Annotated in this window: 14 protein-coding genes; 7 read left to right on the forward strand and 7 right to left on the reverse strand. The window is 35.4% G+C overall.

Features of this window, described 5'->3' with window-relative positions:
- Positions 1-208 precede the first annotated feature (208 nt).
- Together ddaH and J3U27_RS05195 are read left to right on the forward strand one after the other, a co-directional pair.
- Complete coding sequence (ddaH, locus tag J3U27_RS05190) at positions 209-979, forward strand: dimethylargininase (RefSeq protein WP_267376999.1); 771 nt, start codon at positions 209-211, stop codon at positions 977-979.
- 37 nt (positions 980-1,016) lie between these two features.
- On the forward strand, positions 1,017-2,426 hold the full coding sequence (locus J3U27_RS05195) for a basic amino acid/polyamine antiporter (protein ID WP_267377000.1): 1,410 nt from the start codon (positions 1,017-1,019) through the stop codon (positions 2,424-2,426).
- A gap of 11 nt (positions 2,427-2,437) precedes the next feature.
- Here J3U27_RS05195 and J3U27_RS05200 read toward each other — a convergent pair whose 3' ends face one another.
- On the reverse strand, positions 2,438-3,184 hold the full coding sequence (locus J3U27_RS05200) for a tRNA1(Val) (adenine(37)-N6)-methyltransferase (protein ID WP_267377001.1): 747 nt from the start codon (positions 3,182-3,184) through the stop codon (positions 2,438-2,440).
- Positions 3,174-3,839 (reverse strand): deoxyribonuclease V, encoded by a 666-nt coding sequence (gene nfi, locus J3U27_RS05205; RefSeq protein WP_065563507.1) that lies wholly within the window; start codon positions 3,837-3,839, stop codon positions 3,174-3,176. The genes J3U27_RS05200 and nfi overlap by 11 nt, the downstream gene beginning before the upstream one ends.
- A gap of 60 nt (positions 3,840-3,899) precedes the next feature.
- Here nfi and J3U27_RS05210 point away from each other — a divergent pair, with 60 nt between their 5' ends.
- Entirely contained in the window at positions 3,900-4,478 is a 579-nt protein-coding gene (locus tag J3U27_RS05210) for an IMPACT family protein (RefSeq protein ID WP_267342705.1), read from the forward strand.
- A gap of 270 nt (positions 4,479-4,748) precedes the next feature.
- Here the strand turns inward: J3U27_RS05210 and J3U27_RS05215 are convergent, their stop codons facing one another.
- Together J3U27_RS05215 and J3U27_RS05220 are read right to left on the reverse strand one after the other, a co-directional pair.
- Positions 4,749-5,474 (reverse strand): serine/threonine protein kinase, encoded by a 726-nt coding sequence (locus tag J3U27_RS05215; protein WP_267377002.1) that lies wholly within the window; start codon positions 5,472-5,474, stop codon positions 4,749-4,751.
- A gap of 88 nt (positions 5,475-5,562) precedes the next feature.
- Complete coding sequence (locus tag J3U27_RS05220; RefSeq protein ID WP_267377003.1) at positions 5,563-6,756, reverse strand: MFS transporter; 1,194 nt, start codon at positions 6,754-6,756, stop codon at positions 5,563-5,565.
- A 216-nt stretch (positions 6,757-6,972) separates the two neighbouring features.
- On the opposite strand from J3U27_RS05220, the gene J3U27_RS05225 reads away from it, so the two are divergent.
- The 3 genes from J3U27_RS05225 (at position 6,973) to J3U27_RS05235 (ending at position 9,358) form a co-directional block, all read left to right on the forward strand.
- On the forward strand, positions 6,973-7,881 hold the full coding sequence (locus J3U27_RS05225) for a LysR family transcriptional regulator (protein WP_267377004.1): 909 nt from the start codon (positions 6,973-6,975) through the stop codon (positions 7,879-7,881).
- Positions 7,882-8,053: 172 nt separating this feature from the next.
- The gene (locus J3U27_RS05230; protein WP_267377005.1) at positions 8,054-8,578 is read left to right on the forward strand and encodes a GNAT family N-acetyltransferase; all 525 of its coding nucleotides are present in this window, start codon (positions 8,054-8,056) and stop codon (positions 8,576-8,578) included.
- A 54-nt stretch (positions 8,579-8,632) separates the two neighbouring features.
- Complete coding sequence (locus J3U27_RS05235; protein ID WP_267336865.1) at positions 8,633-9,358, forward strand: rhomboid family intramembrane serine protease; 726 nt, start codon at positions 8,633-8,635, stop codon at positions 9,356-9,358.
- A gap of 50 nt (positions 9,359-9,408) precedes the next feature.
- On the opposite strand, the gene lolE is transcribed toward J3U27_RS05235, so the two are convergent.
- Genes lolE through lolC form a run of 3 tightly spaced genes read right to left on the reverse strand, consistent with a single transcriptional unit; the run spans position 9,409 to position 12,548 of the window.
- A complete protein-coding gene (gene lolE / locus J3U27_RS05240; protein WP_267377006.1) occupies positions 9,409-10,647 on the reverse strand; it encodes a lipoprotein-releasing ABC transporter permease subunit LolE in 1,239 nt (412 codons plus the stop codon).
- Positions 10,648-10,660: 13 nt separating this feature from the next.
- Positions 10,661-11,353: a lipoprotein-releasing ABC transporter ATP-binding protein LolD gene (gene lolD / locus J3U27_RS05245; RefSeq protein WP_065563449.1), complete on the reverse strand. Its 693-nt coding sequence runs from the start codon at positions 11,351-11,353 to the stop codon at positions 10,661-10,663.
- Positions 11,346-12,548 (reverse strand): lipoprotein-releasing ABC transporter permease subunit LolC, encoded by a 1,203-nt coding sequence (lolC, locus tag J3U27_RS05250; protein WP_416380076.1) that lies wholly within the window; start codon positions 12,546-12,548, stop codon positions 11,346-11,348. The genes lolD and lolC overlap by 8 nt, the downstream gene beginning before the upstream one ends.
- A 153-nt stretch (positions 12,549-12,701) precedes the next feature.
- Between lolC and mfd the strand changes: the two genes are divergently transcribed.
- Positions 12,702-16,151 carry a transcription-repair coupling factor gene (gene mfd / locus J3U27_RS05255; protein WP_267377007.1) on the forward strand — a complete coding sequence of 1,150 codons (3,450 nt, stop codon included), beginning with the start codon at positions 12,702-12,704 and terminating at the stop codon, positions 16,149-16,151.
- Positions 16,152-16,165: the final 14 nt, after the last annotated feature.

Genomic DNA, 16,165 nt, shown 5'->3' on the forward strand with positions numbered 1-16,165 from the left:
ATGTCATAAAGCGAACAACTTAATGACATGTCTATAAAACACAAAGTTAAAACCTTTAAAGTTTCTCAATTCCTTCAATTCGAACATTACCCTACCCAACCAAAAATGAATAATGAATAATAAATCAAAATTACTGCTTGATTAACCATTTAATGTGAATTATTATTCATAAATAAAGCATAAATATTAAAAAGAGAAATAAATAAAAATGAAAAAATTTAACCATATCATCACCAGAACACCTGCAAAATCCCTAATAAATGGATTAACCTCTGCCAATTTAGGAAAACCAGACTATCAAAAAGCGCTTGATCAACATAACAACTACATTCGAGCATTACAGCAATGCGATGTCGATATCACAATATTACCTGCCGATGAACGATTTCCAGATTCTGTTTTTGTTGAAGATGCCGTGTTATGTACGCCCTGTTGCGCCATTATCACTCGCCCTGGCGCAGTAAGCCGTCGTGCAGAAACAGAAATCATCGTTGATACTATTGAACGATTTTATCCTAATAATGTTGAACACATTACCGCCCCTGGCACTGTTGAAGCGGGCGATATTATGATGGTTGAGAATCACTATTACATTGGTTTATCCGCTCGTACCAATCAAGAAGGTGCCAACCAAATGATTACTATCTTAGAAAAATACGGACTAACCGGTTCAGTGGTGACTTTAGAGAAAGTATTACATCTAAAAACCGGACTTGCCTATTTGGAACACAATAATTTATTAGCTGCGGGTGAATTTATCACTAAACCAGAATTTCAACATCTCAATATTATTGAAATACCAGAAGAAGAGAGTTATGCCGCTAACTGTATCTGGGTTAATGAGCGAGTCATCATGCCGGCTGGTTATCCAATTACTAAAGCTAAAATTGAAGCGCTTGGCTATCAAGTCATCGAAGTTGATACCTCAGAATATCGCAAAATTGATGGCGGAGTTAGTTGTATGTCATTGCGATTTTAATTAAAACTTAACTGAACAATTAAAATAAGAAAACGATATGAATATGCCAGTAAGAAAAAAGCTTGGCATACTCCCACTTACATTAATGGTAGTGGGCAGTATTGTCGGTAGTGGTATTTTTAGCCTTCCTCAAAACATGGCCGAAGGGGCTGGTGCAGGTGCAATTTTAATTGCATGGGTAATAACCTTATTTGGCATGTTTATGCTTACGCGAATTTTTCAGTATCTTTCAATTCGTTTTTACAAAATCAATGAAGGATTATATGGCTATGTTCGTGAAGGATTTGGTGATTATATTGGTTTTAATGCCGCTTGGGGCTATTGGATATCGGCATGGATGTCATGTGGCAGCTATTTAGTTATCCTATTTAGCGCATTAGGTTCATTTGAGTGCTTCAATTATTTTGGTAATGGCACAACTATTCCTGCTGTGATGGCTGGACTTATATTCTTATGGATTATCCATTTTTTTGTCATAAAAGGCATCTATCAAGCATTCTTACTTAATTGTTTAGTGACATTAGCTAAAATTGTGCCTATCTGTCTATTTATTGTTTGTGTCGTTTTAGCGTTTAAAGTTGATACTTTTAACATGGACTTTTGGGGGACACCTCAATTAGGAACCATCCTCAGTCAAGTAAAACATACCATGCTTTATACCGTATGGGTTTATTTAGGGATTGAAAGTGCAACAGTTTATGCCGCTCGAGCTAAAAATATAATTAGTATAAGTCGAGCCACCTTTTTTGGTTTTGCTATTACCAGTCTATTATTAGTCTGTGTTTCGGTACTATCTTTAGGGATCGTCCCACAACACGAACTAGCACAAATGAAAAATCCATCCATGGCCTTAGTGATTGAACATGTTGTAGGTAGTTGGGGAGCTAAATGTATCAACATTGGTTTGATTGTGTCGGTCAGTGGTGGACTATTGTCTTGGTTAATGTTAGCGGCTGAAATGCTGTTCCTTTCTGGCCAAGGAAATCAACATACCGTACCTAGTTGTTTCGGTAAACTTAATAAAAACAGTACACCCGCTAATGCATTGTGGTTAACAACGAGTTTAATTAGTGTACTTATGATTTTGGCACATTTTTATCAATCGGGTTACAACACCTTAATTCAGCTATCAACTTCAATGGTACTCATCCCCTATCTACTATCAGCATTATTCGTGTTTAAACTATCTATAAGGCAACGAAAAAAATATCTATTATTCATCGGTACACTGGGTTCAATTTATGGATTCTGGTTAATCTATGCTGGTGGAGTGTCTTATTTATTACTATCCATGATCTTATATAGTGTTGGATTATTATTCTACCTTTATGCAAGAAAACAAAGGCATCTATCATCTTTCAGTTATTTGCATGACAAAATTTATGCCATAACCATAGTTATACTAGCTATTATAGCGATAATATACTTCTACATTATTCCGCAATAACCAAAAAGGCATTATTTACGAAACAGATAAAAATCAGCCAATAATTCTCTAAATGGTTGAGAATACCTCCCATGGTCATCACGCATACACAATGATTGACTAAGGAAATTATCATTTTGATGAAATGAAAAGGCCATCAGTGCCAACGAAAAATCCTTATCAGCTGAATATTTTACTTGCATTTCACTGCATAAAAATAACCTATTTAACTCGCATAACTGTTTAAATTTATCTGCAACATGATAAGGTAATACTAAACAAAATAATCCATTTGATTTTAATAAACGAATTACCGCATCAATAAGTTGCTGATAGTTTAAACTCTCGGTATAACGAGCCAACTGACGTTCTGTATTTCGACATTCGACTGCTGATTGGAAATAAGGTGGATTAGTTATAATCAAATCATAACAAGCATTATCATCTATTCTAAATTGATTAACATTGATATTTAATGCTCGGATCGTTTGAAAATTAGCATTTAAGCTATTTTGCTGACATTGCATAATCGCTTGCGGATCAATGTCGATCGCATCAATTTGACATGAATGGTTTTCTAAACGCTGGGCAAGCATCAATGCAATAACGCCACACCCAGTACCAATATCTAAAACATTTTGTACATCAGGTTTAATTGGTGCCCATGCACCTAACAAGCAACTATCCGTTGTCACTTTCATGGGACTTTTATCATGAGCAACAAAAAAACGCTTAAAGGTAAATCCACCTTTTTTTAATGGTAGCTGATTATTTGGCATGACTAAACTTTCTAAATAATGGCTTATTGGACGCGATTGCATCAGCCCAACGAGTTGGCTCCGGCAAACGGTAACCGCGTAAACATTGTTTGACCCAATGTAATGCGCTGTCCTGACTGATTCTATGACCTGCGGAAACAAATAACGGATTACAATTATCCTTACTTTGTAAAACCCAACCTATCTGTTCTTGCTTATCAAACAAAGGCGTTACATTTCCCGCTTTTTTCGATTGAGGCTCGAATTGTCCACATAATTTTCTTTTTGCTACACCAATCGTAGGTATATCGAGCAATAAACCTAAATGACTTGCAATTCCTAATCGTCTGGGATGAGCAACACCCTGCCCATCAACCAACAACAAATCAGGTTTGTGCTTAAGCTGTTGCCATGCTTTAAGCAATGCCGGATACTCCCGAAAAGACAAATATCCTGGAATATAAGGAAAATTTGTTTCCAATCGAGCAATATTATATTCAACCACTTCAAAATCAGGAAATGTCAATATCACAATCGCAGCACGAGTTATCATGCCACCTTGTTCAAAACCGACATCCGTCCCACCAATCAATTTTATTGCTGGGTTAAAATCATCCACCAAGCTAACCTGATTGGCTAATTGCTGTTGTGAAAGTTTTAATTGTGCTAAATTAATAGACATTTCAACTCTGCTGAGTATTATTAGTTTCAATAAAATGATTTTACCAGAATAAGTATGCCTTATACATTAGCAAATCCAACCGAATTAACCGAAGAAATAAAAAAAAGTCGCTTTATTGTCAATGCGGCACCCATTATAAATGCGGAGCAGGCTGCACAATTTATTGATAGCATTAGTGATCCAAATGCAACTCACAACTGTTGGGCATGGAAAATAGGACAACAATATCGTTTCAATGATGATGGAGAACCTACCAGCACTGCTGGGCGCCCTATTCTATCAGCTATTGAAGGACAAGATTGCGATCAGGTCGTCGTTGTTGTGACTCGCTACTTTGGCGGAATTAAATTAGGTACAGGTGGACTAATCCGTGCTTATGGTGGCTCAGCAAGCCATTGCTTACAACAAGCTGAATTAATAGAACTTATTGCCAGAACAACCTTAGAATTTCACTGTTACTATAACGAGTGGCCTATCATAGAAAACCGACTGAAGGAACTCGATGCAATTATTGAACAACAAAATTTTGATGCAGAAGGTGTTACAGTCGGCATCGCTATCACACAAGACAATTTGCTCACACTTAAAAAGAATATTAGTGATATTACTCGCGGAAGAGTGATTATTGAATGAAATCTGAAAACTTTTTAAATACCTTCAATAACGTTAAATTTAAATATACTCTTGATTGAAATGACTTCGAAATAGATAAGCATAAAAATAATTTAAATACTGCTTCAATAAATGCACTCAGCACGTTGGAAAATATACAGTTAAAGTAGAGGGATGACGTTTAAAATTAATTTAAATGTTTTTAATCATTCAAAAAATGACCTCAAAAACCCCGCTCCTCAACTTTTTTATCTATCCCTTCAAGGATAGATAATTGCTAGTGATAAATATTTAGTTATTAAACTCATATACACTACCGTCACCCCATGTGCCAATGTAATAACGGCTATTATGATAAGCTAATGCAACAGCTTGAGATAAGTTCGAAACTAATGTCGTCACTTTTTTGCTTTGTACATCAATTTTTCGCACCATACCGGCACCATTATCAACCACTGCCACTACATTTGGTGCAATTCGTACAATACCTACACCTGGGCGACTAAATTCGGCGCCGAGTTCCGTTTGAATACCATTTGGACTGATCATAGTTAGATGTCCACTGTATTGAGAAACAACTAAACTATTATCCGCTAATTGAGTCACGCCAACTGGTGTAGTTAATCCACGAGCAACAATATTTTTTTGTTTTGTTTGAAGATCAAGCGAAACAATTTCACCTGTTGAACGATTAGTGATGAGTAATTGCCCCTGATTAGAAAAAGCGATTCCGGTAGGCGTATGATAACCATCAGAAATTTTTTGTGATTTACCATCACGATTAATTTTTAAAATATAATCATCGCCATAAGATGAAACATACATATTATCTTTTGCATCAAAAACTATTCCAGCTGGTGAAGATATACCTGAATAAAAAGTCTCTTTTTTACCATTAGCATTTATTTTCAAAATTGAATTATTTGACCAATCTGTCACATACATCTCCCCTTTACTATCAAATGCGATTCCTGTTGGAGCATTGAAGTCTGAGGAAATCTTTGTTAAACCAGCCATAGATGACCCTCCATAAAAACAGCAAAATATAAACATCAACATACGCAGTAAAAATTTTTTCATTATTAATTTCCTTATTTATAACACATTAATTTTTAATACTATTTTTAATTAATCGAATCGCAATTAACGCTAGGATTAAATTAACGATAGACAAAAAGACACAAAGTATTATGGCTCCATTCCAAGCTTTATTTTGATAAACAATACCGAGTAAATAAGTACCAATACTACCGCCAGCCAAACAAGCAAGAAGATATAAAGACGAAATAGCACCTCTAGAACTGATTGGTACAATTTTATTTAGCATTGCAATAACTAATGGTTGAATACCAAATACGAATAGGAATAAACAAAAAATACCTAATCCAATAACATATAATGATGAGCTAAATCCGATAGTAACAATCGAGACACATACCGCTAACAGACAGATGATGAATAAGTATTTTTCATTGATGACTTGAGTTAATTTACCAGTGATCATGCTTCCAACAACCGCACTTAGACCAGCAAAATTCAACCAACCTAAAACGGTTGAAGATAAGTAAAAAGGTTCGCCCTTCAAATAAAAAGTGAGTAAAGAAGATATTCCAAGATAAACAAAAAATAGTAAAAAACCGATTACTAAAAAAATAAAGACAGTTTTATCAAGAAATAATTTAAGTGCAGAGAAATACGTACCAATCACACTGGTTGTTGGAGATTGATTTGTTGTTTGCTTTATGCCAAAAGGAATAAAAAGACATACTACAATGATTAATCCCGCATAAATGATAAAAGCAATCTGCCAAGACCAAAAATCAGTTAACATCGCAATCACACTACGGCTAAAAATGATGCCAACAATTGAAGCTGAAATCATAATTCCCATTGCTTGTGGTAACTTATGATTTGGCGTGTTTTTAGCGGTATAAGCAAACAGAGCAGCAGGAACAGCAGCTGCAAAAAAGCCTATTAATGACATAACAACCAGATATATATCAAAACAATCAACGATCACCGATAAAATAAGACAACAAATGGTACCAATACTACCAATCAGAACTAATAACTTTGTTGAAACGTTATCCGAGAGTGGACCATAAATAAAAAAAGAAATCGCATAAAAAAAACAAGATAAACTAAACACATTTCTCGCTTCTAAAATATCAATATGATAACTTTTTGATATTTCTTGAAAGATAAGTTGACTTATATAAACTGAACCGACCAATAGCACAATTAAAATTGCTGACAAAATTAGACTGGATTTTTTCTGTATTGTTTCTTCTTTTAACATAAATTTCATAATAAAGATTGATTAGTTTTCAAGAAGACTATCTGACAAATAATTAATTTAAAAATACATATTTTGTTATACGAAAATCGTATAGCCAAAAATGATGATTAGCAAAAGATGTAAAACTCATTCATAATAACTAAATGATTATCGTGCTAAAAAACTATACGACGATTTGGACACCAAACTAATTGATGTATTAAGAACTGTGTAATTATGGACATTTACAGCAAAAGATTACCGACTATTAAGCAATTACAATATTTCATTGCGGTCTGTGAAGAACTTAGCTTTACTGGCGCAGCCAAAAAACTTGGTATCAGCCAACCTCCTCTTTCAACTCAAATTAAAAATTTGGAAGAAACCCTACAAAGCACACTATTTTTAAGGAACTCTCACAATATTGTATTAACCAATGAAGGCGAAATACTAAAATCTAAAGTAACACAATTATTAAGTGATCTTTGTTCAATGGTTAAATCAACAAAGCATCTAGAAAAAGTTATTATAGGAACAACTAAAACCTTAAGTTTTGACTATATTCCTTATTTCAAATCGTTTTTATCCAAATTTAGTGATGAAACAGAAATATATAAACATAACTATACCTCTAAAGAGCTGCTACTTGAGTTACAAAAAGGCAATATTGATTTTGCCTTTGTTTCGGATTATTCAACTAGAGATTTTACTGAAAACTCAATACTAATCTATCAAGAACCCATGACCTTAGTATTGCCAGCTCATCACCCATGCAGTAAACAAGATAAAGTTAACCTTAATGATGTGATTGATTTACCACTGTTTTGGTTTAAACAACATTTAAATCCATTTTTTTACGACCAGTGTGAAAAGGTTTTCAATAGCTTAAACCACCCACTACATCGTCGTGCCGAACTTGCTGATAATTTATCTATGCTACTGGAAGTTGCATTAGGTAAAGCAATAATGCTTTTACCACAATCGATGACACAAGTGAAAGTCGATGGTGTTATCTATAAAAAGTTGATCAACAACCAAGATAAAAAATTAAAAATAAATATTTATCTGATATGGCGTAAAAACATTAAAACTTCAACAGTCAATCAAGCAATAATTGATTATTTTAATCAGCATAAAATCAGCTAAATTAAACCTCAAAAACCCCGCTCCTCAACTTTTTTTGCTAATTTATTCATTATTGAAATGGTGTCAAAAATGTTGAGGAAAGGGGTTTTTGGTAAATTCTTTTAAACTATTTTTCTTTTTTTAGTTATTAAATCGCCTTTGGTTGCTTGTACATAACAAAGCCATTACAATTATGCAAACTAATCACTTTTCTTTTAAACTTATGATTACTTGTACAGATGCAACTTTAGATGATTTGCCTTTTATCGTGAATGTATATAATTCAACAATTGCTAGTCGCCAAGTAACAGCTGATTTACAGCCGGTGTCTGTTGAAAGTCGTTTAGCGTGGTTTGAGCAGCATAATCCACAAAAACGCCCACTTTGGTTAATCAAATATCAAAATCAACCTTGTGGTTGGGTGAGCTTATCATCATTTTATGGCCGTCCGGCTTACGATAAAACGGTTGAAATTAGTTTATACATTCATCAAGATTTTAGAGGGAAGAAAATCGGTCAAACCATAGTGACTGAAATTGAATTATTTGCTAAGCAAATTGGTATCGAAGCCATACTTAGCTATGTTTTTGGGCACAATACGCCTAGCATAAAACTATTTGAAAAACTTCATTATCAACATTGGGCACTACTCCCCAAAATTGCCGAACTTGATGGCGTCAAGCGTGATTTAGTTATTTTAGGTAAGCATCTGGATTAACACATCTATCTAACTTAGTTATGATTTATTTTTTTCAAAAGGGATACTCCACACATGGGCAATCTAAGAAATCTTCAATATTTATTTCAACAAGCAAAAATTACGAGTATTTTAGTTCTGCTTAATGTTGCATGGTTTGTTATTTCTCATCTACTTGATTCTCGTGGTTTTTCAACATATATGGAAAACGCCTTCTTGATTGACTGGGGTGCTGATGTTGCTCAGTTAACTTTTTCTGGTGAATATTGGCGTTTATTTACCAATATCTTTGTACATGCAGGATTAGCTCATCTTGCTATGAATATGTTAGCATTATGGAGTGTTGGGATTGTTTTAGAACGATTGATCCCACCATTTTCTTTTATTGGTATCTACTTATTGTCCGGCTTATTTGGTAGCTTAGCGAGTGACGTTTCAACCATTCGTCATAGTGTTATTAGTTGTGGTGCTTCGGGGGCTATCTTAGGTATTATCACTGCACTGCTTGCCTATTCACTCATCAATCGTACCGATCTGCAAGAGATGCCTATCAAGTCTATTGTAATCAGTTTATTTCTGACTCTGGGATTAGGTTTGTTACCTTCTATTGACAATATGGCGCACATTGGTGGTGCGATTACAGGGTTTATTCTAGGTGGGATAGTTACGGTCTGTTTGAAAAAATTTCGCTATCAAAGCAATATTTACACTCTATTAATCTTAATCCTCTTTGCGGCATCGTGTTTGCTGTTATATTCAATTTATCAATATTATAAAACAACATATGGTTTTAATTATTAAAAATAAAGGCGCAAATTGAACTTTGCGCCTTTATTATTTTATCTAATTTATTAATAACTACTTAGCACTCGAGCCGGATCAATTTTATATGCTCTTCGAGCTGGGTAGTAGCTGGCAATCAAACTCAATAACATTGCCGTAATAAACACAATGACAACATCAAACAGATGAATTTCGGATGGTAAAAAATCAACAAAATAGATGTTGCTATTTAAGATTTTATGTCCCATCATCGACTCAAACAAACCCATTATGTTTGAAAGTTGCCATGAAACGATAACGCCAAGCACCACGCCAATCACACTACCAATCAAACCTGAAATTACACCATACCAAATAAAAATACGTTTTATAAGATTATTGGTTGCGCCAAGTGTTTTAAGAATAGCGATATCTCGTTGCTTATCTTTAACTGCAATAACTAGCGTCGATACTATATTAAAACAAGCAACGCCAATTACGACAATCATCGCTAAATACATAATTTGTCGAATCATTTGAATATCACGATACATAAATCCAAATGTACGTTCCCAACTATTAAAATCGAGATTTTCTTCAAGATTCAAGGTTGCCTGGCCAATAATATCACTAGCTTGATAAACATTATCTACATTGATCATCAATCCTGTGACACTGTCACCAATATTGAGTAGCTTTTGTGAATCAGTTAAAGGTAATAAAGCCACATTGTTACTCAATGAACCACTAAGATCTAAAATACCATGTACTTGTAAACGAACTCGACGAGGTGGTTTAAGTTGTTCTGGATTGTTTGAAACCGGAATAAGCAAAGAAACCCACTGCCCTTCTTGAACTGCAAGTGATTTAGCTAAACCGGCACCTAAAATGATTTGTTGATTATCTGCTTTAAAATCTTGCCATTTATTATTAAGTACATAATTAGGTAATGCACTTATCTTCTTTTCTTGTTCTGGGTCAAGTCCTTGTACTTCAACCGCACCAAGCTTGCTACCATTTTCAATCAATCCCGTAAAACTAACAAACGGCATGGCAGATACAATACGTTTATTTTCTTGCAGTTCAGTTTGAATATGCTCCCAATTTTCCAAATTGCCCATATGAGAATAAACTTGTCCATGAGGCACGACCGATAAAACTCGATCATTTAATTCACGCTCAAAACCATTCATGGCACTTAAGCCAATGATCAGCGCAGCAATACCTATAGCAATGCTCAGAGTTGAAATAATTGATATCAACGAAACCATACCGCTTTTACGGCGTCCTTTACGGAATTTTATGGCTGTGATTAATGATAAATTCATAATTCATTTACCTTTATTTCACCGAATGAGACAACTGCCCATCACTCATAATCAATTGATGATCGAGTTGATTTGCTAAAGCGAGATCATGCGTAACCACTAAAAAAGCCGTACCATGTTCACGATTAAGTTTTATCAGTAACTCAAAAATTGAATCAGCTGTTGATTTATCTAAGTTACCCGTTGGTTCATCAGCCATCACGAGTGCCGGATTATTAATCAACGCTCGTCCTATCGCAACGCGTTGACGTTCACCACCTGATAGTTCAGATGGACGATGATTAGCACGTTTAACTAGATTTACCGACTCTAACATCGCCATAGCGCGTTTTTTAGCTTCGCTAGGCGAAGTGCCTCCAATCAACAAAGGCATTGCTACATTTTCAAGCGCAGTAAAATCAGGCAATAGATGGTGGAACTGATATACAAATCCAATTTCTTGGTTACGCAAATGTGCTTTTTCTTGTTCTGATAAGCGATTCAGTTGTTGAGATTTAAATGTGATTTCACCTGAAGTTGGTTTGTCTAATCCACCAAGCAAATGCAACAAAGTACTTTTACCTGAGCCAGAGCTACCAATAATTGCCAGCAATGATTTAGGATAGATATCAAACGAGACATCTTTTAATACCTCGGTCACCATTTTGCCTTCTTTATAGGTTTTATAGAGATTTTTAGCTGAAAGAAGTGGCTGTGAATTATTCATAACGTAAAGCCTCGGCTGGTTGGATATTGGCTGCACGATATGCAGGATAAATAGTTGAAATTAGCGATAACATAAGTAATCCGAAAATAATAAATATAATTTGTGCAGGTTCAACTAGCGTTGGTAATTCAATACCAGCAAAGGATAAACCAAGCACCGACATCAACTCATTTAAATATGAGGCTAGTAACAAACCAATGGCGCTACCTAATAAAGTTCCAATGACACCTGAACTAGCACCTTGAATAATAAAAATCAGCATAATCTTAAAACGTGATAAACCCTGCGTTTTTAATATGGCCACTTCGCCTTGTTTTTCCATAACTAATAAGCTAAGCGAAGTAATAATGTTAAATGCCGCAACAATTACAATTAAACTAATCAACAGCCCCATCACATTTTTTTCCATCTTAATAGCTTGGAACAGCTCACCACGTTTTGCTCGCCAATCGGTAAACACCAAGTCTTCAGGTAATGGATTTTTTGTTACTGACGAAATTTCAAGTGGATGAGCTAAAAATAGACGCCAGCCACTAATATTATTAGCAGGATAACGTAATAAATTTCTAGCATCAGTTTGATTGATATAAATTAACGCTTGATTGATATCATGATTAACGGAAAACAACCCGCTCACGGTAAATAAACGTTGGGAAGGAATACGCCCTACTGGTGTAATCTGACTGGCATCGGTGACCATCAAGCGAATCTTATCGCCAACTATCACTCCTAATTGATCGGCTAACGTCTGCCCTAATATTACATTATAGCTGCCTGCCTGTAAGGTATCGATTGAACCAGCATAAACATAATCTTCAATCGGATCGTGGTCGTCAGCAGTAATCCCCATTAAGGTGCTGACCGTGATACTTTGTTGACTTTGTAAAACCACATCACCTGTAATAATCGGCGTTATCCGCTCAACACCTTGGATATTTTCAAATTGCGATGAAGTGATAATACTAGAATCAATTTTACCTGTTTTAGAGGTAATTTGTGCTTGAGGAAAAAACTTTAAGATACTATTTTGCATCTGCTCTTCCAGCCCATTCATTACCGACAATACCACAATTAAACCGATAGAACCAAGCATGATTCCAATCATAGATAGCCAGGAAACAAATCGGCCAAAACCATCGTTTTTTTGCCCATATACATAGCGTAAACCAATATAAAATACTAATGGACGAAATATCTTTGACATAATAGTTATTAAATACCTGAAGTTTTCAATCAACTTTTTAAATTTTAGTTGCTTATCATACAGGATTAAACAGTTATAGAAAACAACCATATAATTACGTTATAATATCACGATAACTTTGTCGCAATTATCTATTATTCCAACATGCCTAATAATATTTCTAGCATCATTCCTAAAAAATCAGGTGAAGTTAAACAAGTTGGTCAACTTGTCGGTTCTTCATTATCTCAATTTTGTGCGCAAGTCATTGACGCACATGATGGTTTAGTGGTGATTGTTACAGATGATATGCAACAAACAACTCGTCTCCATGAAGAGCTAAAACAATTTTCACACTATCCGTCGATCTTCTTCCCCGATTGGGAAACGCTTCCTTATGATAGCTTCTCACCGCACCAAGATATCGTGTCAGAACGATTATCTTGCCTTTATAATCTAGGGCATTTGACCAAAGGTGCATTAATCTTACCAATTAATACGCTTATGCAAAAAGTTTGCCCGCAGAACTATTTAGGTGGGCATGTCTTTATGATGAAAAAAGGCTTAGCCATAAGTCGGGAAAATCTACGCTTGCAACTTGAAAATGCGGGTTATCGTTCAGTTAGTCAAGTCATGGAACATGGTGAATATGCTACTCGCGGAGCATTATTTGATATCTATCCGATGGGCAGTGAAAGCCCTTACCGTATTGATTTCTTTGACGACGAAATAGACAGCATTCGGACCTTTGATGTCGAAACTCAACGGACTCTCGATGAAATTACCGAAATTCAACTACTACCTGCTCATGAGTTTCCTTTTGATAAAACATCAATAGAATTGTTTAGAAGCCAATGGCGAGAGAGATTTGAAGTAAGGTTAGACCCTGAAAGTATCTACCAACAAGTTAGTAAAAATATTTTACCAACTGGTATTGAGTATTGGCAGGCATTATTCTTTAATGAACCGCTCACGCCACTATTTAGCTATTTTTTATCTAATACACTGATCATTAACACTGCTAACATCGAACAGTTTGCTAATAAATATTGGCAAGATATTACTCAGCGTTATGAGAGCAGAAAAGTCGATCCTATGCGACCGCTTTTAGAACCAACAATTATTTGGTCAAAAACCGATGAAATCTTTGCTCATTTCAAACACTATCCACGAATTACGGTTTCACGCGCTCAAATCACTGAATCGAACAAAAGTATTAATTTACCATTTAGTTTACTGCCTGAAATGGCTATACAGATTCAGCAGAAAAATCCCTATTCACATTTTGAACAATTTACTCAAAATTTTAATGGCAGGATTATTTTTTCAGTCGAATCAGAAGGTCGAAAAGATGCATTGCTAGAAATATTAGGCCGTATAAGAATACATCCAACCACCATCACTCAACTTAGCCAACAATCGGATAATCGTTATTGTTTAATGATTGGTGCTAGCGAACAAGGTTTTATCGATCATCAACAAAATTTGGCCTTTATTACTGAAAACGAATTATTGGGCCGTCGAGTTATTCGTCGTAAGAAAGAGAACAAGCAGGCAATTAATACTGACAGTTTAATCCGTAGTTTAGCAGAATTAACACCCGGTAAGCCTGTTGTGCATCTTGAGCATGGTGTTGGTCGCTACGCTGGTTTAACCACATTAGAAACAGGTGGTATTACTGCTGAATACCTTATTTTACTTTATGCCAATGATACTAAACTCTATGTACCCGTTTCATCGCTAAACTTAATTAGCCGTTATTCTGGTGGTGATGAAGAAAATGCTCCACTCAATAAATTAGGTACTGATGCATGGAGTAAAGCTAGACAAAAAGCTGCCGAAAAAGTACGAGATGTTGCAGCTGAATTGTTAGATATTTATGCTGAACGCGAAAGTAAGCCAGGCTTCGAATTCAAACAAGATCGTGAACAATACGAGCTGTTTTGCCAAGCTTTTCCTTACCAAGAAACGGAAGATCAGCAAAATGCCATTGGTGCTGTTATTGGTGACATGTGCTCACCTTATGCTATGGACCGATTAGTTTGTGGTGATGTTGGTTTTGGTAAAACCGAAGTGGCAATTCGTGCTGCATTTTTAGCGGTGATAAATCATAAACAAACCGCAGTCTTAGTCCCGACTACTTTACTTGCACAGCAACATTATGAAAGTTTTTGTGATAGATTTGCCAATTGGCCAATACGCATTGAAAGTTTGTCACGATTTAAAACCGCTAAACAGCAACAAGCTATAATTCAAGAACTCGCTGAAGGTAAAATCGATATTGTTATTGGTACCCATAAACTTTTACAAGAAGATGTAAAATGGAAAGATTTAGGGCTTTTAATTGTTGATGAAGAGCATCGCTTTGGTGTTCGCCAAAAAGAGCGTATTAAAGCGATGCGAGCCAATATCGACATATTAACCTTAACGGCTACCCCTATTCCTCGAACGCTAAATATGGCAATGAGTGGTATGCGTGATCTCTCAATTATCGCTACACCACCTGCTCGCCGATTAGCGGTAAAAACCTTTGTTCGAGAATATGATAACTTAGTTATTCGTGAAGCCATCTTGCGTGAAATTTTGCGTGGTGGTCAAATTTATTACTTACACAATGACGTATCAGATATTGAAAATGTGGCTGAAAAGTTAGCTGAATTGGTACCTGAAGCACGAATTGCAGTTGGTCATGGGCAGATGCATGAACGCGATTTAGAGCGCGTAATGAATGACTTTCATCATCAACGATTCAACTTATTGGTGTGTACTACCATTGTCGAAACCGGAATCGACATCCCTAATGCTAACACCATTATTATTGAAAGAGCCGATAAATTTGGTTTAGCACAATTACATCAATTGCGTGGTCGAGTTGGACGCTCATATCACCAAGCTTACGCTTATTTATTAACACCACACCCTAAATTACTAAGTAAAGATGCTAAAAAACGTCTTGATGCTATCGCTACATTAGAGGACTTAGGTGCTGGTTTTGCTTTAGCTACACATGATCTTGAAATCCGTGGTGCAGGCGAATTATTAGGCAGTGATCAAAGTGGGCAGATTGAAACAATTGGTTTTAACCTTTATATCGAATTACTTGATGATGCCGTTAAATCTCTTAAGGAAGGCAAAGAACCGACTCTTGAATCATTACTCAATAATCAACAGACCGAAGTTGAGTTACGATTACCAACGTTGATTCCTGATGATTTCATCCCCGATGTCAATACTCGATTGTCACTATATAAGCGAATTGCAAGCATCGAAAGTTTAGATGAATTAACCGATATTCAAGTCGAAATGCGCGATCGCTTTGGTCAGCTACCTGATCCGGTACTTTTTTTATTAGAAACAACGAAAATCCGTTATCAAGCACAAAAATTAGGTATTACAAAAATTGAATTTGGTGAAAAAGGTGGTTTTATTGAGTTTGGATCTAACAACAAAATTTCAGTTGATTATTTAATTGAAACAATTCAAAAATCACCAAAAAATTATCGCTTGGAAGGAACAAATCGATTAAAATTACTCAAAGCTGATTTAGAGCGCATTGAACGCATTGATTATATTAAAAATTTATTAGCGGATTTTGCTGAACATCAAGAAAAATAGCTCGAAATATACAG

It is taken from the genome of Gilliamella sp. B2911, assembly GCF_026536965.1.
Lineage (GTDB): Bacteria > Pseudomonadota > Gammaproteobacteria > Enterobacterales > Orbaceae > Gilliamella > Gilliamella apicola_E.